The 25298-nt window shown below is 55.7% G+C and carries 20 protein-coding genes, 1 tRNA gene and 1 pseudogene; 14 read left to right on the top strand and 8 right to left on the bottom strand.

Translation table 11 applies throughout. The features are described 5' to 3' along the window. Window positions 1-36: 36 nt before the first annotated feature. Window positions 37-642, top strand: coding sequence for a glycerol-3-phosphate 1-O-acyltransferase PlsY (gene plsY / locus AC1V0D_RS16285; RefSeq protein ID WP_009087302.1), 606 nt, complete (start codon window positions 37-39; stop codon window positions 640-642). A 29-nt stretch (window positions 643-671) separates the two neighbouring features. Here the strand turns inward: plsY and tsaD are convergent, their stop codons facing one another. Further along, window positions 672-1685: a tRNA (adenosine(37)-N6)-threonylcarbamoyltransferase complex transferase subunit TsaD gene (gene tsaD, locus AC1V0D_RS16280; protein WP_140924915.1), complete on the bottom strand. Its 1014-nt coding sequence runs from the start codon at window positions 1683-1685 to the stop codon at window positions 672-674. 277 nt (window positions 1686-1962) lie between these two features. Here tsaD and rpsU point away from each other — a divergent pair, with 277 nt between their 5' ends. The 3 genes from rpsU (at window position 1963) to rpoD (ending at window position 6115) form a co-directional block, all read left to right on the top strand. Further along, the gene (rpsU, locus tag AC1V0D_RS16275) at window positions 1963-2178 is read left to right on the top strand and encodes a 30S ribosomal protein S21 (RefSeq protein WP_001144069.1); all 216 of its coding nucleotides are present in this window, start codon (window positions 1963-1965) and stop codon (window positions 2176-2178) included. A 118-nt stretch (window positions 2179-2296) separates the two neighbouring features. Then, window positions 2297-4042 (top strand): DNA primase, encoded by a 1746-nt coding sequence (dnaG, locus tag AC1V0D_RS16270; protein ID WP_140924913.1) that lies wholly within the window; start codon window positions 2297-2299, stop codon window positions 4040-4042. Between the two features lie 231 nt (window positions 4043-4273). Further along, complete coding sequence (rpoD, locus tag AC1V0D_RS16265) at window positions 4274-6115, top strand: RNA polymerase sigma factor RpoD (RefSeq protein WP_009087305.1); 1842 nt, start codon at window positions 4274-4276, stop codon at window positions 6113-6115. 41 nt (window positions 6116-6156) lie between these two features. Here rpoD and mug read toward each other — a convergent pair whose 3' ends face one another. After that, the gene (gene mug / locus AC1V0D_RS16260; protein ID WP_140029543.1) at window positions 6157-6687 is read right to left on the bottom strand and encodes a G/U mismatch-specific DNA glycosylase; all 531 of its coding nucleotides are present in this window, start codon (window positions 6685-6687) and stop codon (window positions 6157-6159) included. A gap of 374 nt (window positions 6688-7061) precedes the next feature. Between mug and AC1V0D_RS16255 the strand changes: the two genes are divergently transcribed. Next, a tRNA-Ile gene (locus tag AC1V0D_RS16255) sits at window positions 7062-7137 on the top strand. Between the two features lie 350 nt (window positions 7138-7487). On the opposite strand, the gene AC1V0D_RS16250 is transcribed toward AC1V0D_RS16255, so the two are convergent. Next, window positions 7488-7775, bottom strand: coding sequence for a hypothetical protein (locus tag AC1V0D_RS16250; RefSeq protein ID WP_482907760.1), 288 nt, complete (start codon window positions 7773-7775; stop codon window positions 7488-7490). Between the two features lie 303 nt (window positions 7776-8078). Between AC1V0D_RS16250 and AC1V0D_RS16245 the strand changes: the two are divergent. The 7 genes and pseudogenes from AC1V0D_RS16245 to ddlA form a co-directional block, all read left to right on the top strand. After that, window positions 8079-8437 (top strand): annotated as a pseudogene (locus tag AC1V0D_RS16245) (sigma 54-interacting transcriptional regulator); the annotation flags it as partial. 872 nt (window positions 8438-9309) lie between these two features. Continuing rightward, window positions 9310-9624, top strand: a complete 315-nt coding sequence (locus tag AC1V0D_RS16240; RefSeq protein ID WP_009087309.1) for a DUF5862 family protein — start codon at window positions 9310-9312, stop codon at window positions 9622-9624. Between the two features lie 752 nt (window positions 9625-10376). Then, window positions 10377-11066, top strand: coding sequence for a DUF1120 domain-containing protein (locus AC1V0D_RS16235; protein WP_009087311.1), 690 nt, complete (start codon window positions 10377-10379; stop codon window positions 11064-11066). 63 nt (window positions 11067-11129) lie between these two features. Beyond that, window positions 11130-11810 carry a fimbria/pilus chaperone family protein gene (locus AC1V0D_RS16230; protein ID WP_482907759.1) on the top strand — a complete coding sequence of 227 codons (681 nt, stop codon included), beginning with the start codon at window positions 11130-11132 and terminating at the stop codon, window positions 11808-11810. 18 nt (window positions 11811-11828) lie between these two features. After that, entirely contained in the window at window positions 11829-14192 is a 2364-nt protein-coding gene (locus AC1V0D_RS16225) for a fimbria/pilus outer membrane usher protein (protein WP_482907758.1), read from the top strand. Continuing rightward, entirely contained in the window at window positions 14189-14740 is a 552-nt protein-coding gene (locus AC1V0D_RS16220; protein ID WP_482907757.1) for a DUF1120 domain-containing protein, read from the top strand. Before AC1V0D_RS16225 ends, AC1V0D_RS16220 begins: the two co-directional genes overlap by 4 nt. A gap of 92 nt (window positions 14741-14832) precedes the next feature. Then, window positions 14833-15930, top strand: a complete 1098-nt coding sequence (ddlA, locus tag AC1V0D_RS16215; RefSeq protein WP_482907756.1) for a D-alanine--D-alanine ligase — start codon at window positions 14833-14835, stop codon at window positions 15928-15930. A gap of 19 nt (window positions 15931-15949) precedes the next feature. Here the strand turns inward: ddlA and AC1V0D_RS16210 are convergent, their stop codons facing one another. From AC1V0D_RS16210 to AC1V0D_RS16195, 4 genes are all read right to left on the bottom strand, one after another. After that, window positions 15950-17371 carry a GGDEF domain-containing protein gene (locus tag AC1V0D_RS16210; protein WP_058956442.1) on the bottom strand — a complete coding sequence of 474 codons (1422 nt, stop codon included), beginning with the start codon at window positions 17369-17371 and terminating at the stop codon, window positions 15950-15952. 268 nt (window positions 17372-17639) lie between these two features. Beyond that, window positions 17640-19115 (bottom strand): SulP family inorganic anion transporter, encoded by a 1476-nt coding sequence (locus tag AC1V0D_RS16205; protein WP_009087324.1) that lies wholly within the window; start codon window positions 19113-19115, stop codon window positions 17640-17642. Further along, the gene (locus AC1V0D_RS16200) at window positions 19115-19747 is read right to left on the bottom strand and encodes a carbonic anhydrase (RefSeq protein ID WP_033736060.1); all 633 of its coding nucleotides are present in this window, start codon (window positions 19745-19747) and stop codon (window positions 19115-19117) included. Before AC1V0D_RS16200 ends, AC1V0D_RS16205 begins: the two co-directional genes overlap by 1 nt. A gap of 580 nt (window positions 19748-20327) precedes the next feature. Continuing rightward, on the bottom strand, window positions 20328-21137 hold the full coding sequence (locus AC1V0D_RS16195; protein ID WP_150030263.1) for a 5'-nucleotidase, lipoprotein e(P4) family: 810 nt from the start codon (window positions 21135-21137) through the stop codon (window positions 20328-20330). Window positions 21138-21243: 106 nt separating this feature from the next. Here AC1V0D_RS16195 and AC1V0D_RS16190 point away from each other — a divergent pair, with 106 nt between their 5' ends. Continuing rightward, window positions 21244-21951, top strand: a complete 708-nt coding sequence (locus AC1V0D_RS16190; RefSeq protein ID WP_337021898.1) for a purine nucleoside phosphorylase YfiH/LACC1 family protein — start codon at window positions 21244-21246, stop codon at window positions 21949-21951. Between the two features lie 150 nt (window positions 21952-22101). After that, a complete protein-coding gene (locus tag AC1V0D_RS16185; RefSeq protein WP_482907755.1) occupies window positions 22102-24120 on the top strand; it encodes a 2,4-dienoyl-CoA reductase FMN-binding domain-containing protein in 2019 nt (672 codons plus the stop codon). On the opposite strand, the gene rlmG is transcribed toward AC1V0D_RS16185, so the two are convergent. Then, a complete protein-coding gene (rlmG, locus tag AC1V0D_RS16180; protein ID WP_482907754.1) occupies window positions 24121-25239 on the bottom strand; it encodes a 23S rRNA (guanine(1835)-N(2))-methyltransferase RlmG in 1119 nt (372 codons plus the stop codon). Between the last annotated feature and the right edge of the window lie 59 nt (window positions 25240-25298).

Below are 25298 nucleotides of genomic sequence, written 5' to 3'. Positions count from 1 at the left end.
AGATCAAAACGACCCTGAAGGGAACGGTACGGTGTTATGAGTGCTTTCGCGCTTGGTATGATTATTTTCGCGTATCTTTGCGGTTCGATTTCCAGTGCCATTCTGGTCTGTAAAGTCGCTGGCCTGCCCGATCCCCGCACACACGGGTCCGGCAATCCGGGGGCGACCAACGTGCTGCGCCTGGGCGGTAAAGCCGCAGCCGCCACCGTATTAGTGTTTGATGTGCTGAAAGGGATGGTGCCGGTCTGGCTGGCCTGGCTGATGCACGTTCCCCCGCTTTATCTTGGCCTCACCGCGATTGCCGCCTGCCTGGGTCATATCTATCCGGTGTTCTTTCGCTTTCGCGGCGGAAAAGGGGTGGCGACGGCATTCGGTGCCATCGCGCCCATTGGCTGGGATCTGACCGGCCTGGTGACCGGCACCTGGCTGTTAACGGTTCTGCTCAGCGGCTACTCGTCACTGGGCGCTATCGTCAGCGCGCTGATTGCGCCGTTTTACGTCTGGTGGTTCAAACCGCAGTTCACCTTCCCGGTTTCCATGCTCTCCTGTCTGATCCTGCTGCGTCATCACGATAATATTCAGCGGCTGTGGCGGGGACAGGAAGGCAAGATCTGGAAGCGCAAAAAGAAATCTCAGCCATAAAAAAAGCCGGCAAGCCGGCTTTTTTCACATCAGATGGCGGGCAGTTCCGCCAGCGGCCAGCGCGGCCGCACGCTGACGCCTAACCCCCCGCGCGTTCCTCCTTTCAGTCGCACCATGCCCGCATACGCGATCATCGCACCATTGTCGGTACAGAACTCAGGACGGGCGTAGAAGACTTCACCGCCGCGCTTTTGCATCATGATCGCCATCTGCTCGCGCAGCGTCCGGTTGGCGCTGACGCCGCCCGCAATCACCAGACGCTTAAAGCCGGTCTCATCCAGTGCGCGCTTACATTTGATCGCCAGCGTGTCCACTACCGCATCCTCGAAGGCGCGGGCGATGTCGGCTCGGGTCTGATCGTCATCCGGATTAGCGCGAATAGTGTTCGCGGCAAAGGTCTTCAGCCCGGAGAAGCTGAAATCCAGCCCCGGACGATCGGTCATCGGACGCGGGAAGGTGAACCGCCCCGCCGTGCCCTGCTGCGCCATTTTCGACAGCATCGGCCCACCCGGGTAATCGAGCCCCAGCAGCTTCGCCGTTTTATCAAAGGCTTCACCTGCCGCATCATCAATCGACTCACCCAGCAGGAGATATTCCCCGATGCCGGTGACGCTGATCAGCTGAGTATGTCCGCCCGACACCAGCAGCGCGACAAACGGAAATGCCGGTGGATTCTCTTCCAGCATCGGAGCCAGCAGATGACCTTCCATATGGTGAACCGGCACCGCCGGCACTTTCCAGGCAAACGCCAGTGCACGACCGATCGTCGCCCCGACCAGCAGCGCACCGACCAGTCCTGGCCCGGCGGTATAGGCCACCGCGTCGATCTGCTGTGGTGCCAGACCGGCTTCTTTCAGCGCCGCCTGAATCAGCGGCACGGTTTTACGCACGTGATCGCGTGAGGCCAGTTCCGGCACTACACCGCCATAATCTGCGTGCACTTTAACCTGGCTGTAGAGCTGGTTAGCCAGTAATCCGGCCTCGTCATCATAGATTGCGATGCCGGTTTCATCGCACGACGTTTCAATACCCAGAATTCGCATTGCATCACCTCATTCTTGCGGCGCGCAGTTTATCACAGCAATGGGAGATGCAGCGCGGCCATCCCGCGTAAAAAGTCATTTTCTGTCGGCTAAAGAGTGCGCTATACTCCCGCCCCTGGAAAAACCGGCAGCCGCACAGGCAAACGCTCCTGTTGGTTTCAAATTGTCCATGGTGCTTTACAAACCAACCTGGGTTGGAGTAAAATGCTGCACCATTTTGAAATGTGCTGGCGCCGCAGTCAGCAGCAAAACCGAATTTTATCGAGGTGAGAGTTACATGCCGGTAATTAAAGTACGTGAAAACGAGCCATTTGACGTAGCACTGCGTCGCTTCAAACGTTCTTGCGAGAAAGCAGGCGTTCTGGCTGAAGTTCGTCGTCGTGAGTTCTATGAAAAACCGACTACCGAACGTAAGCGCGCTAAAGCGTCAGCAGTTAAGCGTCACGCCAAGAAACTGGCTCGCGAAAACGCACGCCGCACTCGTCTGTACTAAGTCGTTCCGGAGGTCCGCCTCCACCGCGTGATTCACGCAGACAGAGTCAAGTAAAAGGCCGTGCTTTCCGAAAGGAAGCGCGGCTTGTTGCCGTTTATGAGCTGAAAAACCGGGGCGTATGGCTGGACGAATTCCACGCGTATTTATCAACGATTTACTTGCCCGCACGGATATCGTGGATCTTATCGATGCCCGCGTTAAGCTGAAAAAGCAGGGTAAGAATTTCCACGCGTGCTGTCCTTTCCACAATGAAAAAACCCCCTCTTTCACCGTAAACGGCGAAAAACAGTTTTATCACTGTTTCGGCTGTGGCGCACACGGCAATGCCATCGACTTTTTAATGAACTTTGATCGTCTGGAGTTTGTTGAGAGTATCGAAGAGTTAGCCACCGCCCACGGTTTAGACGTGCCTTATGAAGCAGGCAGCGGGCCCAGCCAGATGGAACGCCATCAGCGCCAGAGCCTGTATCAGCTGATGGAGAGCCTGAACGGTTTTTATCAGCAGAGCCTGCAGCAGTCCAGCGCGCAGGCAGCCCGCGACTATCTCGATCGTCGTGGTCTGAGCGCCGAAATCATCGATCACTTTGCGATAGGGTATGCCCCCGCCGGCTGGGACAACGTTCTCAAGCGTTTTGGCAAGCAATCCGAAGACCGCGAGTCACTGATGGAAGCGGGCATGCTGGTCAGCAATGACAAAGGCCGTACCTATGACCGGTTTCGCGACCGCGTCATGTTTCCGATTCGCGATAAGCGTGGCCGCGTCATCGGTTTTGGCGGACGTGTCCTGAGTAACGAAACGCCGAAATACCTGAACTCGCCGGAAACACCGATTTTCCATAAAGGCCGCCAGCTCTATGGCCTGTATGAAGCAGTAAAAAATCATCCTGAACCCGCCCGCCTGTTAGTGGTCGAGGGATACATGGACGTGGTTGCGCTGGCGCAGTATGGCATCGATTATGCTGTTGCGTCGCTGGGCACCTCCACCACGGCTGAACACATTCAGTTGCTGTTCCGCAGTACCGACACCGTGATCTGCTGTTACGACGGCGACCGGGCCGGACGTGAAGCAGCATGGCGTGCGCTTGAGACCGCATTGCCTTACATGAATGATGGTCGTCAGCTACGCTTTATGTTTTTACCCGATGGCGAAGATCCGGATACGCTGGTCCGCAAAGAGGGTAAAGCCGCTTTCGAGGCGAGGATGGAGCAGGCAATGCCGCTCTCTTCGTTTCTGTTTGATAGCCTGCTGCCGCAGGTGGATCTGAGCTCACGCGACGGTAAAGCGCGCCTGAGCACGCTGGCTTTACCACTGATTACGCAGATCCCCGGTGAGACCTTACGTATTTATATGCGTCAGGAGCTGGGAAATAAACTGGGTATTCTCGATGACAATCAGCTTGAAAAGCTGATGCCAAAGCTGGCCACAAGCGGAACGGCGCCGGTTGCCCCGCCGCTTAAGCGTACCACCATGCGCGTGCTGATTGCGTTACTGATACAGAACCCGCAGCTGGCGTCGATGGTGCCTTCGCTTGACGGGCTGTCTGAGTCAAAAATGCCGGGTTTACCGCTGTTTATTGAATTAGTCGGTCGCTGTAATGAGAATCCTGGATTGACCACCGGACAGCTACTAGAGTTATATCGCGGAACAAATTTTAGTCAGACGCTTGAAACGCTGGCGATCTGGAACCACATGATAGTAGATGAAGAAGCCGAAGCGGTGTTTCAGGACTCGCTGGCCAGCGTCTACGACTCAGCTCTGGAAGAGCGTCTGGAGTTTCTGATAGCGCGTGAACGCACCCAGGGACTGAGCGCCGATGAGCGCCGTGAGCTCTGGACACTCAGTCAGGCGTTTGCCCGAAAATAATTTAGCACGCTGCCCGTTCTGATGGAGGGCGGCGTGGCTGTTTTAAGGCCGTGGGCGTTAAGCCAGGCCTGTACCACCAACGATTTATACACGCGGCTTAAGTGCCGATTACTGATGGGCAAAGCCCACGCCGCGACGAAGGCAGCGGCAAGAATTAAAGGCCTTCACTGCTATTGTTGGCTCGCTGCCGACCGACACCAATCTAATTAACAGAAGTGTGGATACCGTCTTATGGAGCAAAACCCGCAGTCACAGCTCAAGCTTCTTGTCACCCGTGGTAAGGAGCAAGGCTATCTGACCTATGCTGAGGTCAATGACCATCTGCCGGAAGATATCGTCGACTCCGATCAGATCGAAGACATCATCCAGATGATTAACGACATGGGTATTCAGGTGGTTGAAGAAGCCCCTGATGCCGACGATCTGATGCTGAACGAAAACAGCTCCGATACTGACGAAGATGCCGCGGAAGCTGCCGCTCAGGTGTTATCCAGCGTTGAATCTGAAATCGGGCGTACGACTGACCCGGTTCGCATGTACATGCGTGAAATGGGTACCGTTGAACTGCTGACGCGCGAAGGCGAAATCGACATCGCGAAGCGTATCGAAGACGGTATCAACCAGGTTCAGTGTTCCGTTGCCGAATACCCTGAAGCGATTACTTACCTGCTGGATCAGTACGACAAAGTTGAAGCAGGTGAATCACGCCTTTCCGATCTGATTACCGGTTTCGTCGATCCTAACGCAGAAGAAGATCTGGCCCCAACGGCTACGCACGTGGGCTCTGAGCTGTCTGAAGCCGATCGTAACGACGACGAAGATGAAGACGAAGACGAGGACGACAACTCCGAGGACGATAACTCCATCGATCCGGAACTGGCGCGCGAGAAGTTCTCCGATCTGCGCAAGCAGTACGAAACCACCCGCAGCGTGATCAAAAGCAAAGGTCGCAGCCATGCCGCCGCCGTTGCTGAAATCCAGAACCTCTCTGACGTCTTCAAACAGTTCCGCCTGGTACCGAAGCAGTTCGATTACCTGGTAGGCAGCATGCGCACCATGATGGAACGTGTCCGTACCCAGGAACGTCTGATCATGAAGCTCTGTATTGAGCTGTGCAAAATGCCGAAGAAAAACTTCATCACCCTGTTCACCGGCAACGAAACCAATGAGAGCTGGTTCAAAGCGGCGCTGGCGATGAACAAGCCGTGGTCTGAAAAGCTGCTGGAAGTGCAGGATGACGTTATGCGTTCCCTGCAGAAGCTGGCGCAGGTCGAAGAAGAGACCGGCCTGACCATTGAGCAGGTTAAAGATATCAACCGTCGCATGTCGATCGGTGAAGCCAAAGCGCGTCGCGCCAAGAAAGAGATGGTGGAAGCGAACCTGCGTCTGGTTATTTCAATTGCCAAGAAATACACCAACCGCGGTCTGCAGTTCCTCGACCTGATTCAGGAAGGTAACATCGGCCTGATGAAAGCGGTAGATAAGTTTGAATATCGCCGTGGTTACAAATTCTCGACCTATGCGACCTGGTGGATCCGTCAGGCGATTACCCGCTCTATCGCGGACCAGGCACGTACCATCCGTATTCCGGTGCATATGATTGAGACCATCAACAAGCTCAACCGTATTTCGCGCCAGATGCTGCAGGAGATGGGTCGCGAGCCGACGCCGGAAGAGCTGGCTGAACGCATGCTGATGCCAGAAGATAAAATTCGCAAAGTGCTGAAAATCGCTAAAGAGCCGATCTCGATGGAGACGCCGATTGGTGATGATGAAGATTCACATCTGGGCGATTTTATCGAAGACACCACGCTGGAGCTGCCGCTGGATTCTGCTACCTCAGAGAGCCTGCGTTCTGCCACCCATGACGTACTGGCTGGTCTGACCGCGCGTGAAGCGAAAGTGCTGCGCATGCGTTTCGGTATCGATATGAACACCGACCATACGCTGGAAGAAGTGGGCAAACAGTTTGACGTAACGCGTGAGCGTATTCGTCAGATTGAAGCGAAAGCCCTGCGTAAACTGCGCCATCCGAGCCGCTCGGAAGTGCTGCGTAGCTTCCTCGACGATTAAGTCCGACAAAAACCCCGGTTCGCCGGGGTTTTTTATGCCTGCTATTTATCCGCCCTGCTCTCCTCCGGATGCAGCTCCCGGTAAAGCTGATGATAGGCTTCGACCATCTCCTCCAGTGAGGCGCGATTAAGGCCGCTGGGATTCGGCAACACCCACACCTGGGTTTTCCCCATAAAGACGGGCTGCTTACCCCATTCCACTTTTCGCTGCTGAAAGGCATGACGAAACGCATCCTTACCCAAGATGGCGAGCGCGGCGGGCTGGTAATTCAGCACCTTTTCCATCAGGCGTCTGCCGCCCTCACGTAGTTCATCCGTGGCAAGCTGACTCGCCTGCACCGTGGGTCGCTCAACCAGCATGGTGATACCGCAGCCGGTTTCGGTTAAGCGCTGCTCCTCTTCCGGTTTCAACTGCTCCCGGGTGAACCCGGCCTGATGGATGACTTTCCAGAACCGGTTGCCGGGATGCGCAAAGTGAAAGCCCTGATGGGCGGTTGACTGGCCGGGATTAATGCCGCAGAACAGCACATCAAGCCCCGGAGTGATAATGTCGCGGATAGCGTGTTCACTCATGCCTTTCCCGCCCTGCTGTCGCTACGCTGTGGCGTAAGCGCTCTGCTGCTCTGCTTCTCCATAGAACGTCCTGTGCTCTCTGCCACGTAATCTCTGGCTAAGATAGTAGTGATTACGCTCAGTACATTCCAGCCTTCAGGACTCAGCGCGTTACGCTTTCGACGTGACAGAGGCAGCACACGACTGCTGCAGCCTGATGTCCAGTTTCGCTAAAGGCACGGCGTCGCATTTTCCACGCTGTTTTAAAACTTCGCTAACGCCGCTCGTCACTTTTGTTATAGAAATCAGCAGGTAAATCGCTGCTGTTTATTTCAGCAACCGATGGCGGAGTGCTGGATCGCCCTGAAGAGATACTTTATAATCCCCGCTCCGCTGGCCCCTTAGCTCAGTGGTTAGAGCAGGCGACTCATAATCGCTTGGTCGCTGGTTCAAACCCAGCAGGGGCCACCAAATTTTAGCTGTTAAATCAGCAGATTAGAGCCACCTTTCAGGGTGGCTTTTTTGTTTCTGCAAATTAATGCCCCCCTTTTTGTCCCCCCACATTTTTTATTTAACTTCACAATTGCATGTAAGAACGCCAAACTTAGTGAAACTGAAACACAGCTCTTCGAATCCGCATCCTGTAACCTCATCATTCCCCTGCTCGTTATCGAGCCTTGCTGAACTGTTACATTTTTTTGCTTAACTCTATCCGAGGAGTGTGGCCTCATCCGGCCTTTTCAGAAGGGTGATATCTTCAGGAAGAAATTCACTTCCTCCTTCTGTTTTGTCAGTTAATACCAGGCTTTCCCCCTCTAACTTTACGTCAACAACTGCAAATAAATATTTTTTACCCATAATAATTGCATAGACATATCCAACGCCCGAATTTCTAAAGGTTGTTTGTATCCTTTCAATAAGAAGTAATCAGTAATTTGTGGTGTTGCTCGAATGAAATTCCTGATAGCTGGAGTTGAAATTACTCCATCGAATTTACCATTATAAACATTCAAATCCATTGTTATTTGATCATCGTTTTCTAACCATTCATTTGCTGAAATTGAACCTTTATTGTCACTTTCAGTTGGTGATGGCCAAAAACCACTCATTGATGGCGTAGATAAATACCACTACTCAACCAGATTATAATTTTCTTAACTAAATCTGAGTCTACTGTCGAAATTGTAAAATAGCCCCAACAATAGATGATGATCAACGCGATAGGCATTGTGCTCTGTGAGGCGGATAAAGAGAGTAAGCAGGCCAGTGTTTATGTGACTCATTATCTTCAGCCTCAGGTGGCTCAGCGTGAACAGTCGCGCATGCTGCTGGCCGGCTCTGCAGATCAGCAGGTAATGACAAGTGGAGAGATGCTGCTGATACATGTTGGCCCAAACGAGGAGCCAGAAGATTATGATCGTTCGCTTTTTCACGTGACCTGGCGCGATCAGAGCAAAACCCTCGCTATCCTGCCACTGGGTTTTACCCTAAAACGCTGGGGGTACTGAAACTGGTTCAGTGCCAGCCCGACAGTTTTACTGCAGCCAATCTGCAGGTGTTGCAGCAGATTGCTGAGCGTATTGCGATTGCGGTAGATAATGCGCTCGCCTGTCAGCAGATTAAGAGCCTGAAAGAGAAGCTGCTGTATATTTTACAGGAGCAGGAGTTCGAGCGTGTCGGGGGAAACAGGCTGATCCCGGTGGATGTAAGATTGATCGCCGCCACCAATCGCGATCTTCGGCAGATGGTGGCAGACAGAACGTTCCGCGCGCCCTGGGGGCTGGCCTGCCAGCGAATTTCAGCACATCTGTAATAAGTCATCATGTATGACGCGCTGCTTTTTCTATTACACCGATGAATTCACAGAACATCGGATTAAATCTGACTGATTCCGTGAAGCTCTTCTGTTAACAGATGCCATGCTCCCTTTTTTCCGGTGATATTCATAGGGGACCGACAAGACGGCTGGTCCTATAACCTGACGGCGCCCTGTTTAAAAAAGAGACCCATAGCCTACTTATTATGCTTAATACTCCGGTTTATCCGCGGTGATAGCGGTTATGAATTATTGATACAGAAAAAGGCAAATCAAACTCTAAATAAAAACCCTGACATCAGACAGTTACTCAGATGAACAGGCAGCCATTTTAGCCAGATGACGATGAATCGACTTGATTATAAAATGTAAAAATAAAAAACAAATGATGCAAAATGAGGACAAATAAGTGATTCCAGTCATCAGAAAAAACTTTATTTATGCATAAAAAAATATATTGTTACATTCCGCAAAACAGATTATTACAGAGAGAAGATTTTTCCGTTATTCATCGTCAGGCCAGCCCGATAAAACTCAGTGAGCCGGGGTACAGTTTTAAAGATGATTCAATTCACCACGATTTTCAGTCAGGCAACGTTTCCCGCTGCAGGCATAGGCGGAAGGATTTCCGCAGTATGGTAAACGGTATTATTTAACAGGCCCTCTTTTCGTCCATGTAGCATTAGTCGCTTAAGGTATCGGCCTGGAGGTAAAGAACTCAGCGTAATGCAGTGGCGCGCTTTTAAAAGGCATCAGCTTCATAACGCGGGTATAACAGCAGTAAAGATGCTTTAACTAACCGAAAATACATTAAAAGGAATTGAAATATGCGTGATTTAACTCTGTGTGAAATTGAAACCGTAAGCGGTGGTGAATTTGTCTCTACCATTGAAGGGGCGCTTGAAGGGGCTATCTGGGGCTTTATCGAAGGTCTGGCAACCGGTGTCACGGTCGGTGGAAGTGCAAGCCGCAGTGCTGTATTCGGACCTATTGCTCAGCTCTGTGGTGCGGTTCTGGGCGGCGTCATTGGCCCGGCCGTATGCGTCATTATGGGTGCCTTGTGGGGAAAAGATGCTGTCGCCGCATACGCTGCTGACTTCCGCGTCAACTACGGTACCAGCGGTTCACAGTTGCTGGTATAACAGCACAGCCCGTTATCACCGATCAAATAAATGCTGACGTAAATCCTTACCCCTCCCGGATAAACTCAGCCTTTAAGTTTTGCCGTAGCGAATGGCAGAAATTGACCGCTAAAATAACGGACTTCAAAAATCCCCGCCCTTATGCTGGCATTCGTTGTGATCGAATCTATCGAAAACAAGCGCGTTAAACGCCGCTGATAATGATGCTGATTTAAGGGCGGGGGTGGCATGATGCCGATTAACGTTATCCCCGACACCCCGATCGCTGACAGCCGCGTTCAACACTCACCCAGAGCATACCTCACCTTTTGCGCATTAGCAGGCAGGATTGCTTACGCTCCCCAAAACTGTCCGCGCTTAGACATCTTTTTTTTAAAATAAATCTATTTCAGGGAGGTTGCTATTACCATTTTCTCCCTGCCGTTAATTTTAAATTATAAATATAAGGTTAAACAGAAAAAACCATAACGCATCAAACATGCTATAAACACTCACCTTCAAATGAAGACAACTTTACTTATTCGTTAACTAAACCATTAATAAAGTTCTATGTTAGCCTGACCTTCCTGAATCAAAATTAAAAATCAGGAGAAGGCGATTAATCAGTGCGCTCAGCTTAAGGGATAAGAATATTATGCGCCTCATATCTCTTATTCATTATCACTTTGCACGCTGATTACTCCGCACAGCAAAGAGAGCGTTCGGTCTGTTCAGAACTGCTCATTTATAACAAATCTGATAAGAGAGATAATATGAGAAAATTATTATTAAGCACCGCCATTATTGCCGCGATGGCGTCCGTCAGTTTTGCGGGTCAGGCTGCAGAATCTGCGACCCTTTCCATCACGGGTACCATCACTCCAGCCGCCTGTGGTGTGGCATTAAGCTCTGCAAGCATTGATCTTGGCACCATCGCCGCAGCGACACTGCTAAAGGACAGCAATGTTAAACAGGGCAACACCGTTACCCTGAATGTGGATTGTGAAGCGCCTGTCGCGATTGCCGTTCAGACCACAGATAACCGTGCGGCAAGTGCCATGACGCTGGCGAACATGTCTGAAGAGATGAAAGCAACCGTTTCAGGCTTATCAGATGCACACATTTTCGGCTTAGGGACAGATAGCGCCCAGGGACACGTGGGGGCGATGGCACTGGCGATTACCGACGCAACCGCCGACGGTGCAGCGAATACCAATGTGCTGACCAGTAGCGATAAAGCGGCATGGTCCCTCACTCATGTGACGGCTACAGCACCCGCAACGCTGACCAAAAACGGCTATTTTACCCTGGCGGCGGATGCCAATAGCACCACCCCGGCAGCCATGACTAAAGCCTCTTATTCCATTGCGTCAAGAATGATTCTGAAGAAAGCGGATGCCTACCCGAGCGGTGAAGAAGTGCCTATTGACGGTAACGTCACTTTCTCTGTGGTTTATCTGTAATTTTTCATGATTGTCAGCGAAGGCCGTCCGGCCTTCGCGTTTTAAATACAGGGTAAAAATAAAATGAAAATAATTCTCTCTGTTGCCATTCTCTTTTCCTTATCTGTATCCGGCGTATTTGCAGTCGGCATGAAGCCTGAAGTACCGGCTTTATTTCTTGATGACCAGAATCGTGAAGTGACGGTTAATGTACTGAACACAGACAGGGATACGGCGCTGCTGCACAGCAGCCTGCAGACAATTCCTGAAGACCCTGAAAACCGGCTGATTATTACCCCTCAACTGGTTCGTGTCGATGGAGGGAAAAACCAGCAGATCCGGGTGGTGTTAAAAGAGGGTGTCAGGCTGGATACCCAGAAGATGCAGCGAATTAATTTTGTCTCTATCCCGCAGGATGATGGTAAAAAGAATCGCGCCCGCATTCTCATTGGCCAGAATATTCCGGTCATTATTTCCCCCGCCAGCCTGCCGGTAAACACCGCGCCCTGGACAGGGCTGACCTTCCATCTTTCAGGTGCCTCTCTGCACATTGAAAATCCGACACCTTATATCGTCAGGCTCACCAGAGAGATTAATTTACTGCCCGGCAAAGGGTCGGTTGAACTGAAAAATTCCTACATTCTTCCGGGTGAAAAGTTTGATGTGGCTCTGCCTGCTGCCTCAGCGAATAAGGTGAAAGCCCTGCTTCTGCACCCCGTCACCCGATATGGAATTTTAACCGCCCCTTTTAATGTGCCGCTCTGAGTCCGTTCACCTTTATCCATGAAACAATTTCTGATACTCAGCCTTGTGGTCAGTTCAGCCTGTGTGCAGGCGGCAAACCGCTATGACAAAGAGATGCTCAAAGCGCTCGGCTACGACGCCAGTGCCGCTGAACTGCTTGATGCAGGCACGCACTTTCTGCCGGGGAAACAACCCGTCAATATTGTCGTTAACGGTCAAAGCAAAGGGGTGCATATCCTGACGTTTGATCAGGCCGGTAATCCCTGCTGGCCAGCCGATCTGCCAGAGAAGCTGGGGATCATCCCCGATCGTTTTCGTCAGGCAGAGGATGTGCGCTGCCTGCAGCTGCCATCCGACAGCCCGATTCTGCTGGAGCAGCAGGTTAATCGCAGCAGCCTGCTGCTCAAGGTCCCGGCAGGCGACCTGTCTGCGCATCCGCGCTTCTCCAGCGGGGGAAATGCGCTGGTGGTGAATTACGATGGCCGACGCTATCAGTACCAGACGCGCGCCGGACAAAACCACCACTCGCAGACGCTGACCTCCGAGATTGGGGGCAATATCAACAACTGGGTACTCCGCAGCGGGCAGAGCTATACCAGCCAGAATGAACACCACCAGCTGACCCGACTCTACAGTTATGCCCAGCGCTCCCTTCCCGGCTGGTCGTCGGTCGTGCAGATAGGTGAGATCACCGCGGGCGACACCCTGTTTTCCGGCATCAACCTGCTGGGCGCACAACTCATGCCAGAACGCAGTGCAGAAAATAGCGGAAACAGCGGCGTGTCGCTGAATCTGCTCTTCTCACAAGCCGGTACTGCCGAGGTCTGGCAGGCAGGCATCCTGCTGAAGACCTATCAGGTCACAGCAGGCATGAACACACTGGCTGACATCCCGGCGATCAATCAGTCCGATGATTTTGAGATCATCAGCCATGACCAGTCCGGTCATCGTCAGCAGCAGACGATCCCCTATATTCAGGCTCAGACCACGGTTTCTCTGGCGAATGCCGGACTCTCTCTGGCCGCCGGACGTCTGCGCCTGACCGATGAGTCGTTCCCGGTATTCGTCGGTTCCGCCGGACTTTATCAGAATGGTTTCATGGCCGTGACGGCAGGTGGGCTGATGAGCGAGCACTATCAGGCCGCCTCCTGGCGCACCACGCTGCGGCTGACAGAACGCCTTATCGCTTCCCTGACCCAGACCGCCTCGCAGGTGCAGGATTCGGCCGGGGAGCGAGGTAACATGCAGGGCCTCAATCATCAGATCAGCGTCAGCGCGGGCGTGACGCCGCGATTATCACTGACCTCTTCCGCCAGCTTTCGCAGCCGTGATTTCAGGGATCCCGGCAGTTCATGGCGCGCCGGAGACACCCGTCAGGAGAATGGACAGATCCGGTCACAGTACGCCGCGGGGATAAGCTATAGCCAGCCGCAGCTCGGCGTGCTCGCCTTTTCCGGCAGTCTGTCACAGAGCTGGCAGAATGCAGAAAGTCTGGGCTACATGTTCAGCTGGGGCCGCACCTTCGGAAAAGTGAACGTCAATCTCGGCATCCAGAAAAACCGGCTCATGCAGGATCAGCGCCACACTGATGACCATTACGTATACCTCAATTTCGCGGTTCCGCTCGGCAGCCGCAGCAGCGTGCGCAGCTGGGTTAATGACACCCGGGGGAAAACACGCGCCGGCATGGGTGTTGACAGCACCCTGAATGATAAATTTGCCTGGAGCGTCTCCGGGGAGAAAAGTCAGCGTGAGGATGCGTCAGTTGCGGGTTCCGCAACCTGGACCACCAAATACAGTCAGCTGAGCGGCGGCGTTTCGCATAATGAAAACAGCACCAGTTACAACGCGGGCGCGCGCGGCAGCGCCGTCCTGCATAGCGAGGGAGTGACCTTTTCGCCCCGCAAAACAGGCGATACCTTTGGCATTATTTCCCTCAACAGCCCCCAGCCTGACGTCAGTATCCACACCCCTGGCGGCGTGGTGTGGAGCGACCACACGGGTCATGCCATCACCTCCTGGACACCGTGGCAGAAGAATACCGTACAGATCGAAAACCAGAGCCTGCCTGACAATGTCCAGGTCATCAGCGGTATTGCAGACATCACGCCTTACCGCGGCGCGGTAGTGCCGGTGATTCTGCCCGCCTATACGGTTCGCCGGGCGCTGGTGAGCTTCCCGCCAGAGCAAAGTCCGGCACCGGGTGCCCCTGTCAAAAATGGCAAAGGTCATCTGATCGCCTTTGTGAATGAAGATGGCACGCTCTTTTTCGACGACCTGCCGGACGAGCCGTTATACAGCCTCGACCGCAATGGCAGCCAGTGTGCCATCGATATGCTTACGCCCTGGTATAACCAGCCCGGCACGCTTTATGCCTCACTTTCCGCGAGATGCGTCCCATGAAACAGCTCTCTGTTCTGCCTCTGCTGCTGGCTTTCAGTGGCCTTTTTGCCGCACTCCCTGCCCGTGCGGCGTGCGAAATTCAGCTCAGCGATCCACGGATTGATTACGGTGAAATGACACGGGGCGAGCTGCTCGGTCGCCCGGGCAATGCGCTGACTGCCGTCGAACTACGGATGGGTGACCCGCGAGAGTCAGAGATCACGGTCATCTGTGACCGCCCGACACCGCTAAAACTGATGTTCAGCGGGCCCGCGAAAGACGCCGACAGCTACCTGTTTGGCGAACAGGGCCGGGCGACACTGACCCTGCATGATGCGACGCTCGACGATCGTCCGGTCACGATCGAACGAGCCGGAACAGAGGCGGCAGCGATGGCGTTCAGCGCCGGTCTGCCTCTGCAGTTCCGCAAAGAGGGCCAGATCGCCTCCGGCAGCACGCTGCGTGCAAAAGTGACGATTGTCACCTGGCTGCCTGCCGATGCCACACGGGTCAGTGAGCGGAAACAGTGGCAGCTTAACGGCAGCTTTATCGTCAGCGATGAGGGTTAACGGCCGCTGAAAAATTATCTCGCGCCTTACCCTGTTTTCCCGCGCAAACCCCATGCTATCTTAAGGTTTTGATTTTTCAGTGGGCAAAATTGATGACTAAGTTGCGGGTAGGGATCGTGTTTGGCGGGAAATCGGCTGAGCATGAAGTGTCGTTGCAGTCGGCCAAAAATATCCTTGAGGCGATAGACAAAACCCGGTTTGACGTGGTGCTGCTGGGCATCGACAAACAGGGGCACTGGCGTCTTAACGATGCGTCCAACTTCTTACTGAACGCTGAGAATCCGTCACTGATCGCCCTGAATCGCGCGGCTGACGATGTGGCGCTGGTACCCGGTCATACTCAGCAGCAGGTTATCACCCGTCACAACGCACATCCGCTGTCGCAGATCGATGTCATCTTCCCTATCGTTCACGGCACGCTGGGTGAGGATGGCTCTCTGCAGGGCCTGCTGCGGATGGCTTCGTTACCTTTTGTCGGCTCCGACGTGCTCGGTTCTGCGGTCAGCATGGATAAAGATTTCACCAAACGCCTGTTACGCGATGCCGGTCTGAAGGTCGCCCCGTGGCTGAGCGTCACCCAGGCGCAGCGCGCCCAGCTGGATGCAGAGGCTGTCATTGCCCGCTTTGGCCTGCCGCTGTTTATCAAACCCGCCAATCAGGGTTCATCGGTCGGGGTCAGCAAAGTGGACAGCCCGGAGGAATTTGACGCCGCGCTGGCGCTTGCCTTCTCCTTTGACCGTAAAGTGCTGATTGAGCAGGGCATTAAAGGACGCGAAATTGAGTGCGCGGTGCTGGGCAACGATGCGCCCGAAGCCAGCCCCTGCGGCGAAGTGGTGGTGCATGATGCCTTCTACTCCTACGACACCAAATATATCTCGGAAAGCGGTGCGCAGACGGTGGTGCCCGCCGCCCTCTCCATGGAAACCAGCGATGCCATTCGTGAGGTTGCCATTAAAGCCTTCACGGCACTGGAGTGTTTTGGTATGGCGCGCGTCGATGTGTTTTTAACCGACGACGGCGAGATTATTGTCAACGAAGTGAATACCCTGCCCGGCTTCACCAATATCAGCATGTACCCGAAATTATGGCAGGCAGCCGGACTCAGCTATCAGGATCTGATCAGCCGCCTGATCGACCTGGCCATCGAGCGCCACCAGCAGGCCAGCACCCTGCAAAGCAGCGTCAGCTGAGTGCATCGGCGGCGTGGCGTCAGGCCACGTCGCTGGTGAAGGTACGGTAGTTAACCGGTGAAGTCTGGTTGCGGCCGTTGCGTTTCGACAGATAGAGGTTTTTATCTGCCGCTGAGATCAGCCGGTTGATGACGGGGGGCCACTCCGTCGCCTCAGCGGCGCTGCCATGCGCCAGTCCCAGACTGACGGTCACCGTCACGGTATTCCCCTGCAGCCAGAACTTCTCTTTCGCCATCGTCTGCCGGATATTCTCAGCCAGAAAATAGAGTCTCTCCGGGTTCTGATCGAACAGCACCACCACAAACTCCTCGCCGCCAAAACGGCAGATGCGTCCCGCTTTGCCCACCACCCGCTGCATCCGGCGCGCGATCTCTTCCAGCACGCTGTCGCCCGCGTCGTGACCGAAATTGTCGTTAATAGCTTTGAAGTAGTCGACATCCAGCAGGATAACGCCCGCTTTGCGTTCAGGGAAGATGGGTTCACTGCGCAGGCTTTCATAGAGACCGGAGCGCGACAGCAGCCGGGTCAGGAAGTCGTAATTCGCCCGTAGCGCCAGGCGCTGGTTAAGCTGACGGATCGCATCCATACTCGCGGCCACGATCAGCGGGCTGATGGAGATGGTCGCCACCCCCAGCCGGGCCGAGGTGAGATGGTTAAGCGGCAGCATCGCATCGCTGCCCTGAATGTTCATCACGCCGTGCGACACCAGGATAATTTCGGTAATGCCGGTCAGTAAAATCACCAGGCTGGTCAGCGGCATGGGCAACACCACCGCACACCAGATCAGCGCAGGAACCGGGAACGTCAGGCTACCCGCGCCACCCATCATCGCCCCGATTGTCAGCGAACCCGCCACGGCGATAACCGGGAGCAGCTTGCGGATGTGCAGAAACTGGCGGGGCGACAGCGACGACCAGTCGCGGGTCAGCAAAAACGGCAGCAGCATCAGCCCGGTGGAGAACTGCTCGCTGAACCAGTCAGCCCATGCCACCGCCAGCCCGGTATCAAAATCAGCCTGCTGCGCCAGCGCGCCCCAGCTGGCACAGGTGAACGCTGCCAGCAGGCAGGCCGGGAAGATTCGCAGCACGCTGGTAATCCGCTCACTGCCGGAATCGTGCTGAAGATGCCTGACCAGCAGCGTCACCGCCACCAGCACAAACAGCACATTCGCCACGTTGAGGGTTAACGCTGAGAACGCCCAGCCCGAAAACACGGTGTCGTTGAACACCATGGCGGCCAGGATAGCCAGGTAGTAGCGGCCCCGGTGCAGAAAGGGATTGCGGACGATGACGCCCGTCACGATCGCATTGACCGGCCAGAAGAGAGAGAGCTCTTTGGGAAAGCGCAGATGTCCGCCGATAAAACAAAACAGCAGCGTGATTAAAAACAGCAAAACTGCGTTCTTCTTTGCGTTGTGCTCTTCAAACAGCGGTGTGCGCATGCGTCCGGACCTTATCGCGGTGAGGCTGGCTCTCCACGCCAGCCTGAACAGGCGCGTGGTGTCAGAATGATTAAATCCTGAATGCCTTCAATGTCATCCTGCGATAAAACCCCACTTCATGGGCTAACTCAATAAAATGCCCCGGCGCCGGGTAAGCCAGCAGATGACAGCAGAAAACGGGGCTTTATTATGCCCCGCCGGTAAAAAAATCGGCTATCCGAGATATCCGATTTTTGCTCTTCTGCTGATGCTGCCGTTGCGCTTCGGGCTATTTTACGGCCACCGGCCACTGACTCAGGCGGATGCCGCGCTTGTCCGCGTTGTCGCCAAAATCTTTCAGCACCGCTTTCACATCGGGATCGATATATTCCGCATTGTCATTATCGATAATCACCACGCTGTTCTCCGGGATCTCATCCAGCAATCCCTGCAGCTTTGGGTTGTGCATAAACGTCAGGTTCTGCTGAAAGCGCAGGACGTAGTGATCGTCATAACGGGTGAGCTGCAGCGCGTTGCGATGGCTTTTATAGATGCTGTAGAGGATCTGCGTGGCGATACCGATGCCGATACCGACCAGCATCCCCAGCGTAATAATGCCGACGATGGTCGCCAGGAACGGCACATACTGCTGGGCCCCCATCCGGAACTGTTCGACAAAGAGTTTAGGGGTCGCCAGTTTATAGCCGGTGTAGAGCAGCACCGCGGCCAGGCTGGCCAGGGGAATGGCGTTCAGCATCTCACTGAACCACATGCCGCAGATCAGCAGCAACACACCGTGAATGAAGATGGAGAGCTTTGTCTGCGCCCCCGCGCTGACGTTGACCGAACTGCGCACGATCACCGCCGTTATCGGCATCGCGCCCAGAAAACCGGCGGTCAGATTACCGATGCCCTGAGCGAACATCTCTTTGTTGGGCGACGGCGCGGGCGTCTGCGGACGCAGCTTTTTCAGCGCTTCCTGACTCAGCAGGGTTTCCAGGCTGGCAACCAGAGCCAGCGTCACGGCGACGACCCAGACCTGCGGATTCTGCCAGGCCATCCAGTCAGGCGTTTCCAGCTCAGCCACCAGCGCAGAGACGCTGTCGAAGGCGGGCAGCGAGATGCGTGCCAGCCCCTGCGCCATCTCCGGGAACAGCCTTCCGCCTGCCACCGTAGCGACGCAGCCGACCAGCACCGCAATCAACGGTCCGGGGATCCAGGCCAGCGCCTTAATGCGTTTGATCGGGGCGGTTGTCCAGAGGCATAAAATGGCTAAACCGACCGCCGCCACGACAATCGACGGCAGTGAGAAGGTCATCTGCCCATTCACCAGCGAAACCAGCTCCGCATCGCCCGCCGCGCCCAGCGCCACCGGGATCTGCTGCATGATCAGCAGCAGGCCAATCGCCGCCAGCATGCCTTTAATCACACTGCCCGGCACCAGCGAGATAAACCGTCCGGCGCGCAACAGACCCAACAGGCACTGCAATGCCCCGGCAATAATCAGCGCGGTGAGGAAGGCGGAGAAGCTGCCCAGCGTCGCCATCGAGGCGACAACGATAGTGACCAGACCCGCCGCCGGACCGCTGACGGCAAAGCGGGAGGGACTTAACGAGGTGACGACCAGACCGCCAATCACCCCGGTCAGCAGACCGGCAAACGGCGGCAGCCCGCTGGCCTGAGCGATACCCAGACAGAGCGGTAAAGCCACCAGGAAAACCACCAGACCCGCCGGGATGTCGCGGCGCAGGGTATCAGAATTCATCATGAAGGCTCCTCTGAAGATTGATGAATCAGCTCTTTGAGATGGCCGGAGCGCAGGTCATAAACACAACCAAACACCTCCAGTTCCTGGCCCGATTGCCAGATTTGCCTGACCGGCTCAGACTTCACCAGCCTGGCGAATTGCGCTTTAACGTTGGCTTCAACTAGCCGATCGCGTTGTTCATCGGGGGTGGCGTCTGCTGGCCCTTCCTCGGCCAGCCCCTGCTGAATGTCATCACGTAGCCGCTGAATACGCCTTCCCAGTGCGGTGTCCTGCCCTTCCAGCACGCTGCCTGGCAGGTTCTGTGCGGCTTCAACCCCGCCGCAGCCGTAATGGCCGCTGAGCACGATGCGTTTCACGTTGAGAAAGAAGAGCGCGTATTGCAGCACGCTCAGCAGATTGTCATCCTCCTCCAGCACCATGTTGGCGATATTGCGATGCACAAAGAGTTCGCCTGGGTGGGAGCCGGTCAGCACTTCGGCCGGAACACGGCTGTCTGAACAGCCAATCCAGAGCGAGTGCGGTTTTTGCTGATGAAGGGATTTTTTGAAATAGTCTGGATTACGCTGGCGGCGCTGTAATGCCCAACTGCGATTTTTCGCTAATAAGGGTTTAAGTGTCGTCACATTCATCTTCTCTCTACTACCGGGATGTCGCATCCTGGCTGATCACAAAGTGTATCGGCTCACAAATAGCGTGAGAGCCGCCAGGTAAATAAGAACAAGGTCACAGAAAAAGGTTATAGACGTTAACCATTACCAATGCACGAGCAATATTTCACAACACTTTAACATGGCGTGATTTGTCAATTAAACGTCAGCAAAAGTCAGAGGAAAGTAAATTTAATTCAGCAGGAGAAAAATGAGGACACATAAACAGCGCAGATTAAGACAAGATATATCAGGCAATTAAAAACTATAAAATAAAAGGCTTAATTTATTGCTGACAAATAAATACAAACACTAACCGCATGGCTTTTTCTCACCCTGCCCGTTCGCCCCACTTTTACCAGGATTACTCTTAATTAAAAAATTAACCATTAGCACAATCGACCATCTTAATAGCAGAGAGCCAGTTAAATACGCCTGCTTTGAGATAAGAATAAAGCGAGAGATGATTAATTTAATTCGCAGCAAAATAGTGACAGCGGAAAGTAAATCAGGACCAGAATTAAACAGAGCCTGAACATGTCAGGCTCTTTTTCTTGACGAATTATTTACCGTTCCAGCTTTGCAGGCGCGATTCCCGCACGGAGAGCTGCTGTTCCGGCGTCAGCTTATTGTAATTCTCCGCCATCCCGCTCTCCCAGTCGCCGTAAAGCGGGTTCGGCAGCACGATGAACTGCGTGCCAAACTGCTGATGATTGAGATTCACAAAATCGCGACGCTGCTGATTGCCCTGATGCCAGGTCGCCCCGCCGAAATCGTTGAGGTTATCGCCCACGTAGAGCACCACGTTGTAGCCCGCATTTTTGATGGCATCGAAACGCGCCTGCTTGTTGGAGCTGTCGGTATTCAGACGCACCGTTTTTTCACTGACGTCAGGAAAACCGAGCTGCTGCATATTCGCCACCGTGGCGGCGTAATCTTTCTGATCGCGATTCGACACGTAGAACAGCGTGCCGCCGTTCTGGGTGACGTGGCGTGCAAACTCAACCGCGCCGGGCACTGCTTTCGCCTGTCGCGCCTGGGTCCAGGCTGACCAGCTCTTGCTGCTGAACGGCTGACCGTTTTTCGCCTGCCAGGCGCTGTAGGCGCTGTTATCCAGCATGGTTTCGTCCAGATCGACAATTACGGCTTTCGGTTTGCCGGTCAGCGACGGCGCCTGATCGAACGCCATGCGTGCGGTGTTAAACGCCTGCCAGGTCAGCGCCTGATATTCGCCGGACTGCTGGAACCAGTTGACTGCCAGCACCGACTGCTGCCCGAGCTGCTGCTGAGCGGTCTGATGTGACGAGGAGGCACAGCCGGTCAGCAGCAGGGCAACCAGTCCGGAGGCGGCAAGTTTTGCGGAGGTTTTCATCATTTCATCCTTAAGGTGAGAAAGGGCTGAGGAGACGCTTCAAAAATGTAGCAGTTAACGTAAGCTGTTGGCAGCCCAATGCACGCTGTTATCACAGGAGATTCCTATGGCCGTTATCCCGCGCTCGCCGTTGCTCGACTCGCTGGACTGGGTCGATTATGCCTTTCAGCCCGCCGGTGAGCCACCGCCCGCCGACGGCGCCTGGGGGCATCAGCGCCACAGTGCCACGGTCGTCTTCGACGTCGAAAACACCCCATCCAAAAGCTGCGAGTCGGATGGCATTATCAGCAGCGGGACGCGCCCGGTGGCGGTGTATACCGCTGACTGCCTGCCGGTGCTGATCGCCGATCCTCAGCAGCGCATCGTGGCGGCGGTGCATGCCGGACTGAAAGGCACGCTGGCGGGCGTGCTGATCCGCGCCGTGGAAAAACTGTGCGAACAGGGCAGCGCGCCAGAGAATCTGCTGGTGGCGATCGGCCCGGCACTCGGCCCCTGCTGTTATGAGCTGGCCGAGCCTCAGCTGGCGGAGATCGCCCGGAATCCGGCGCTGGCCCGCGGGCTGCGCTGGCACAGGCAGCAGCCGGTCAATGGTGAGGCTCAGCGCCCGCAGGCGACGGCACGTCAGCAGGGTGTCTGGTTCGATCTGCCGGCGCTGGCGACGCAGATGCTGGTCGATGCGGGCGTTCCGGCTGCGCAGATCGATAATGTCGGCGTCTGCACCTACTGCATGGCCGAGAGCGGTTCAAGCTACCGCTTCAACACCCATACGGGCAGCGGCTATCACTCCCGCTACTCCTGGATCCGGCGGCGATAATCGCGCCCGCCCTGAAAATCGGCCACGGCGGACGCACGGCCTGTCGCGGCTGATGTTGATTTCACTCACACCCTGACACTCTTTCACTTTTTTTTAACACAGAAATGGCTAGAGTTAACTCATCCGACCACTTTATCGTGAGTGATGATCATGGCCGTTCATTCCGACTATCCCGCGCTGTTCAGGCCGCTGGACCTGGGTTTTACCCGACTGAAAAACCGTTTCCTGATGGGCTCCATGCACACCGGCCTGGAAGAGCACCCGGATGGCGCAGCCCGGCTGGCGGCTTTCTATGGCGAGCGCGCGCGCGAAGGCGTCGCGCTGATTGTCACCGGCGGCATTGCCCCTAATGCGCAGGGTGTTACCACCGCCCACGGCGCGATGCTGACAGAGGAGGCGCAGTGTCACTGGCACCGGCAGATTACCGATGCCGTTCATCAGCATCAGGGCAAAATCGCCCTGCAGATCCTGCATACCGGCCGTTACAGCTATCAGCCCGATCTGGTCGCGCCCTCTGCACTTCAGGCACCGATCAATCCGTTTACACCCCAGGCGATGAGCGAGGCGGCGATTGAACAGACTATTGATGACTTTGCGCGCTGCGCCCGCCTGGCCCGCCAGGCCGGCTACGACGGCGTGGAGATCATGGGCTCTGAAGGCTACCTGATTAATCAGTTCCTGGTGAAGCACACCAACCAGCGCAGCGACCGCTGGGGCGGCGACTTCCGCCAGCGAATGCAGTTTGCCCTGGCGGTCACCCGCGCGGTGCGTGCCGCCACCGGCGACCGTTTTATCATTATCTTCCGGCTGTCGATGCTCGATCTGATCAAAGAGGGCAGCACGCTGGAAGAGACGCTGCTGCTGGCGGGCGAGCTGGAGCAGTGTGGGGTCACGCTGTTCAATACCGGTATCGGCTGGCATGAAGCGCGCATCCCGACCATCGCCACCTGCGTGCCGCGCGCGGCCTTTGCCTGGGTCACGCAGCGCCTGCGTGCTCACGTGTCGGTGCCGGTCATCGCCACTAACCGCATCAACCACCCCGCCGTCGCCGAAGAGCTGCTGCAGTCAGGCTGCGCCGATATGGTGTCGATGGCGCGCCCTTTCCTCGCCGATGCCGCCTTTGTCAGCAAAGCGCAGCGCGGCGAACCGGACAGCATTAACACCTGCATCGCCTGTAATCAGGCCTGCCTCGACCAGGTGTTCGCCGGAAAGATCACCTCCTGCCTGGTCAATCCGCGCGCCTGCCACGAGTCGCTGATGCCGGTTATCCCCAGTCGCGCTCCGCGCAGGCTGGCGGTGGTCGGGGGTGGCCCGGCCGGAATGGCCTTTGCCCTGCAGGCGGCCGGGCGCGGACATCAGGTGACGCTGTATGAAGCCGCCGCCGATATCGGCGGCCAGTTCAATATTGCCCGGCTGATCCCCGGCAAAGCGGAGTTCAGTGAAACCCTGCGCTATTTCCGCCACCAGCTGGCGGCCGCCGGGGTGACGGTCAGGACCGGCTGCCGGGTCACGGCCGAGGGGCTGGGTGATGCCGATGAGGTGGTGCTGGCCACCGGCATTCAGCCACGCACGCCGGATATTCCGGGCATCGATCACCCCAGCGTCCTGAGCTACCTTGAGGTGCTGCGCGATGGGCGTCCGGTAGGGAAACGGGTGGCGATTATCGGAGCCGGTGGCATCGGTTTTGATGTGGCGGAGTTTCTGTCGCAGCCTTCGCATGACGCGGATCGCGCGGCCTTTTACGCTGAGTGGGGTATCGATCAGAGCCTGACGCAGCGCGGCGGTGTGGTGGCCCCCGAGCCGCCCGCCGCATTACGGCAGATCTGGCTGCTGCAGCGCCGCACAGGCAAACCCGGCGCCGGGCTGGCAAAAACCACCGGCTGGATCCACCGGGCCAGTCTGCAGGCGCGCGGCGTGGAGATGTGGGGCGGTGTGGAGTATCTGGCGATTGACGATCGCGGGCTGCACCTGCGGCGCAACGGTGAAACCCTGCTGCTGGCGGTCGATAATGTGATTATCTGCGCCGGACAGGAGCCGCAGCGCGAACTGGAAGCGGCGCTGCGTGCACGGGGACAGAAGGTGACGGTGATCGGCGGTGCCGATGTGGCGCAGGAACTGGATGCGCGCCGCGCCATCGCACAGGCGACCGCGCTGGCGCTGCGTGTCTGACTAGCGCATTTTTACCGCGCGCAGCACCACGAACTTCTGGTTAGAGGCGACCAGCGTGCAGTTGCCGAACAGCTTTTTCAGCTTCTGGTGATAGTCGAGGTGGCGGTTGCCGACGATGCGCAATTCGCCGCCATATTGCAGACAGCGTTTGGCATCACGGAACATCTGCCACGCCAGGTGATCGGTGACGGCGTGCTGCTGGTGAAACGGCGGGTTGCACAGCACCGCGTGCAGCCGGTCCGAGGGATAGCCGCTCAGCACGTTGTTGACCAGGAACTGACAGCGTGACAGATCCTCCGGACGGTTCACTTCCACGTTAAGCTGGCTGGAGGCGACCGCCATGTAGGACTCATCCAGAAAATGCACCTCAGCCTGCGGGTTCTGTGCCAGCGCCATCAGCCCCACCACGCCGTTACCGCAGCCCAGATCGACAATCTCGCCTTCGATATTTTCCGGCAGATGCTGCACAAACAGGCGTGCGCCGATATCCAGCGAGCTGCGTGAGAAAACGTTGGCGTAGTTGTGGATCTGATAAGGGATGCCATCCAGCGGCCAGACCTGCGTGGGACTGGCTTCGCGCAGGGCAGGCTGGCTGAACTGACTGAAGATCAGCCGCGCTTTTTTCCACGCCAGCGAGGTTTTCGTCTCGCCGATGATCTGTTCAAACAGCTGCAGGGTGGAGTTATGGATCTCTTTGGCGCGGGCTGCCGCCAGAATCACCGTCTCCGGGGTCACCACTTCACGAATCGCGCGCAGCTGATGCTCCAGCAGCGCCAGCGTCTTCGGCACTTTAATCAGCACCGCCGCCGGGGAAGCAGGCAGCGCCGCCAGGCTGTCAATAAAGTGGACGTCGCTGTCATCCATCCCGTTGAAAGAGAGGTTCTGCCGGGCGGCCTGCTGGCTTAGCCAGGAGTCGCTGACGTGCCAGACGGGACGCGGATTGAGACCACAGGTTAAGGCACCAAAACTGTCGTTGAATACCAGCACCGGCCCCTCTGGCAGCGCCTGCTGTAACAGATACTCATCAGCCGCATCCCAGGCTTGTAATGGACTTTCGTCACGCATCTGCGGGAAGCGATGCAGGATCAGTGTGCGATCGTTCAGTTCAAGTTGGCTCATGAATTCTCCGGCGTGGTACACTTTGATTAATTTTCGCCCCGATAAAAAGGGCGCGCAGT

Source organism: Pantoea sp. PA1, assembly GCF_056856975.1.
This window is presented reverse-complemented; position numbering and strand designations above follow the sequence as displayed.

Excerpts from the sequence above, each read along its gene's own strand:
- plsY (WP_009087302.1), top strand. The coding sequence starts at position 37 with ATGAGTGCTTTCGCGCTTGGTATGATTATTTTCGCGTATCTTTGCGGT.
- tsaD (WP_140924915.1), bottom strand. The coding sequence starts at position 1,685 with ATGCGAATTCTGGGTATTGAAACGTCGTGCGATGAAACCGGCATCGCA.
- rpsU (WP_001144069.1), top strand. The coding sequence starts at position 1,963 with ATGCCGGTAATTAAAGTACGTGAAAACGAGCCATTTGACGTAGCACTG.
- dnaG (WP_140924913.1), top strand. The coding sequence starts at position 2,297 with ATGGCTGGACGAATTCCACGCGTATTTATCAACGATTTACTTGCCCGC.
- rpoD (WP_009087305.1), top strand. The coding sequence starts at position 4,274 with ATGGAGCAAAACCCGCAGTCACAGCTCAAGCTTCTTGTCACCCGTGGT.
- mug (WP_140029543.1), bottom strand. The coding sequence starts at position 6,687 with ATGAGTGAACACGCTATCCGCGACATTATCACTCCGGGGCTTGATGTG.
- AC1V0D_RS16250 (WP_482907760.1), bottom strand. The coding sequence starts at position 7,775 with ATGAGTGGTTTTTGGCCATCACCAACTGAAAGTGACAATAAAGGTTCA.
- AC1V0D_RS16240 (WP_009087309.1), top strand. The coding sequence starts at position 9,310 with ATGCGTGATTTAACTCTGTGTGAAATTGAAACCGTAAGCGGTGGTGAA.
- AC1V0D_RS16235 (WP_009087311.1), top strand. The coding sequence starts at position 10,377 with ATGAGAAAATTATTATTAAGCACCGCCATTATTGCCGCGATGGCGTCC.
- AC1V0D_RS16230 (WP_482907759.1), top strand. The coding sequence starts at position 11,130 with ATGAAAATAATTCTCTCTGTTGCCATTCTCTTTTCCTTATCTGTATCC.
- AC1V0D_RS16225 (WP_482907758.1), top strand. The coding sequence starts at position 11,829 with ATGAAACAATTTCTGATACTCAGCCTTGTGGTCAGTTCAGCCTGTGTG.
- AC1V0D_RS16220 (WP_482907757.1), top strand. The coding sequence starts at position 14,189 with ATGAAACAGCTCTCTGTTCTGCCTCTGCTGCTGGCTTTCAGTGGCCTT.
- ddlA (WP_482907756.1), top strand. The coding sequence starts at position 14,833 with ATGACTAAGTTGCGGGTAGGGATCGTGTTTGGCGGGAAATCGGCTGAG.
- AC1V0D_RS16210 (WP_058956442.1), bottom strand. The coding sequence starts at position 17,371 with ATGCGCACACCGCTGTTTGAAGAGCACAACGCAAAGAAGAACGCAGTT.
- AC1V0D_RS16205 (WP_009087324.1), bottom strand. The coding sequence starts at position 19,115 with ATGAATTCTGATACCCTGCGCCGCGACATCCCGGCGGGTCTGGTGGTT.
- AC1V0D_RS16200 (WP_033736060.1), bottom strand. The coding sequence starts at position 19,747 with ATGAATGTGACGACACTTAAACCCTTATTAGCGAAAAATCGCAGTTGG.
- AC1V0D_RS16195 (WP_150030263.1), bottom strand. The coding sequence starts at position 21,137 with ATGAAAACCTCCGCAAAACTTGCCGCCTCCGGACTGGTTGCCCTGCTG.
- AC1V0D_RS16190 (WP_337021898.1), top strand. The coding sequence starts at position 21,244 with ATGGCCGTTATCCCGCGCTCGCCGTTGCTCGACTCGCTGGACTGGGTC.
- AC1V0D_RS16185 (WP_482907755.1), top strand. The coding sequence starts at position 22,102 with ATGGCCGTTCATTCCGACTATCCCGCGCTGTTCAGGCCGCTGGACCTG.
- rlmG (WP_482907754.1), bottom strand. The coding sequence starts at position 25,239 with ATGAGCCAACTTGAACTGAACGATCGCACACTGATCCTGCATCGCTTC.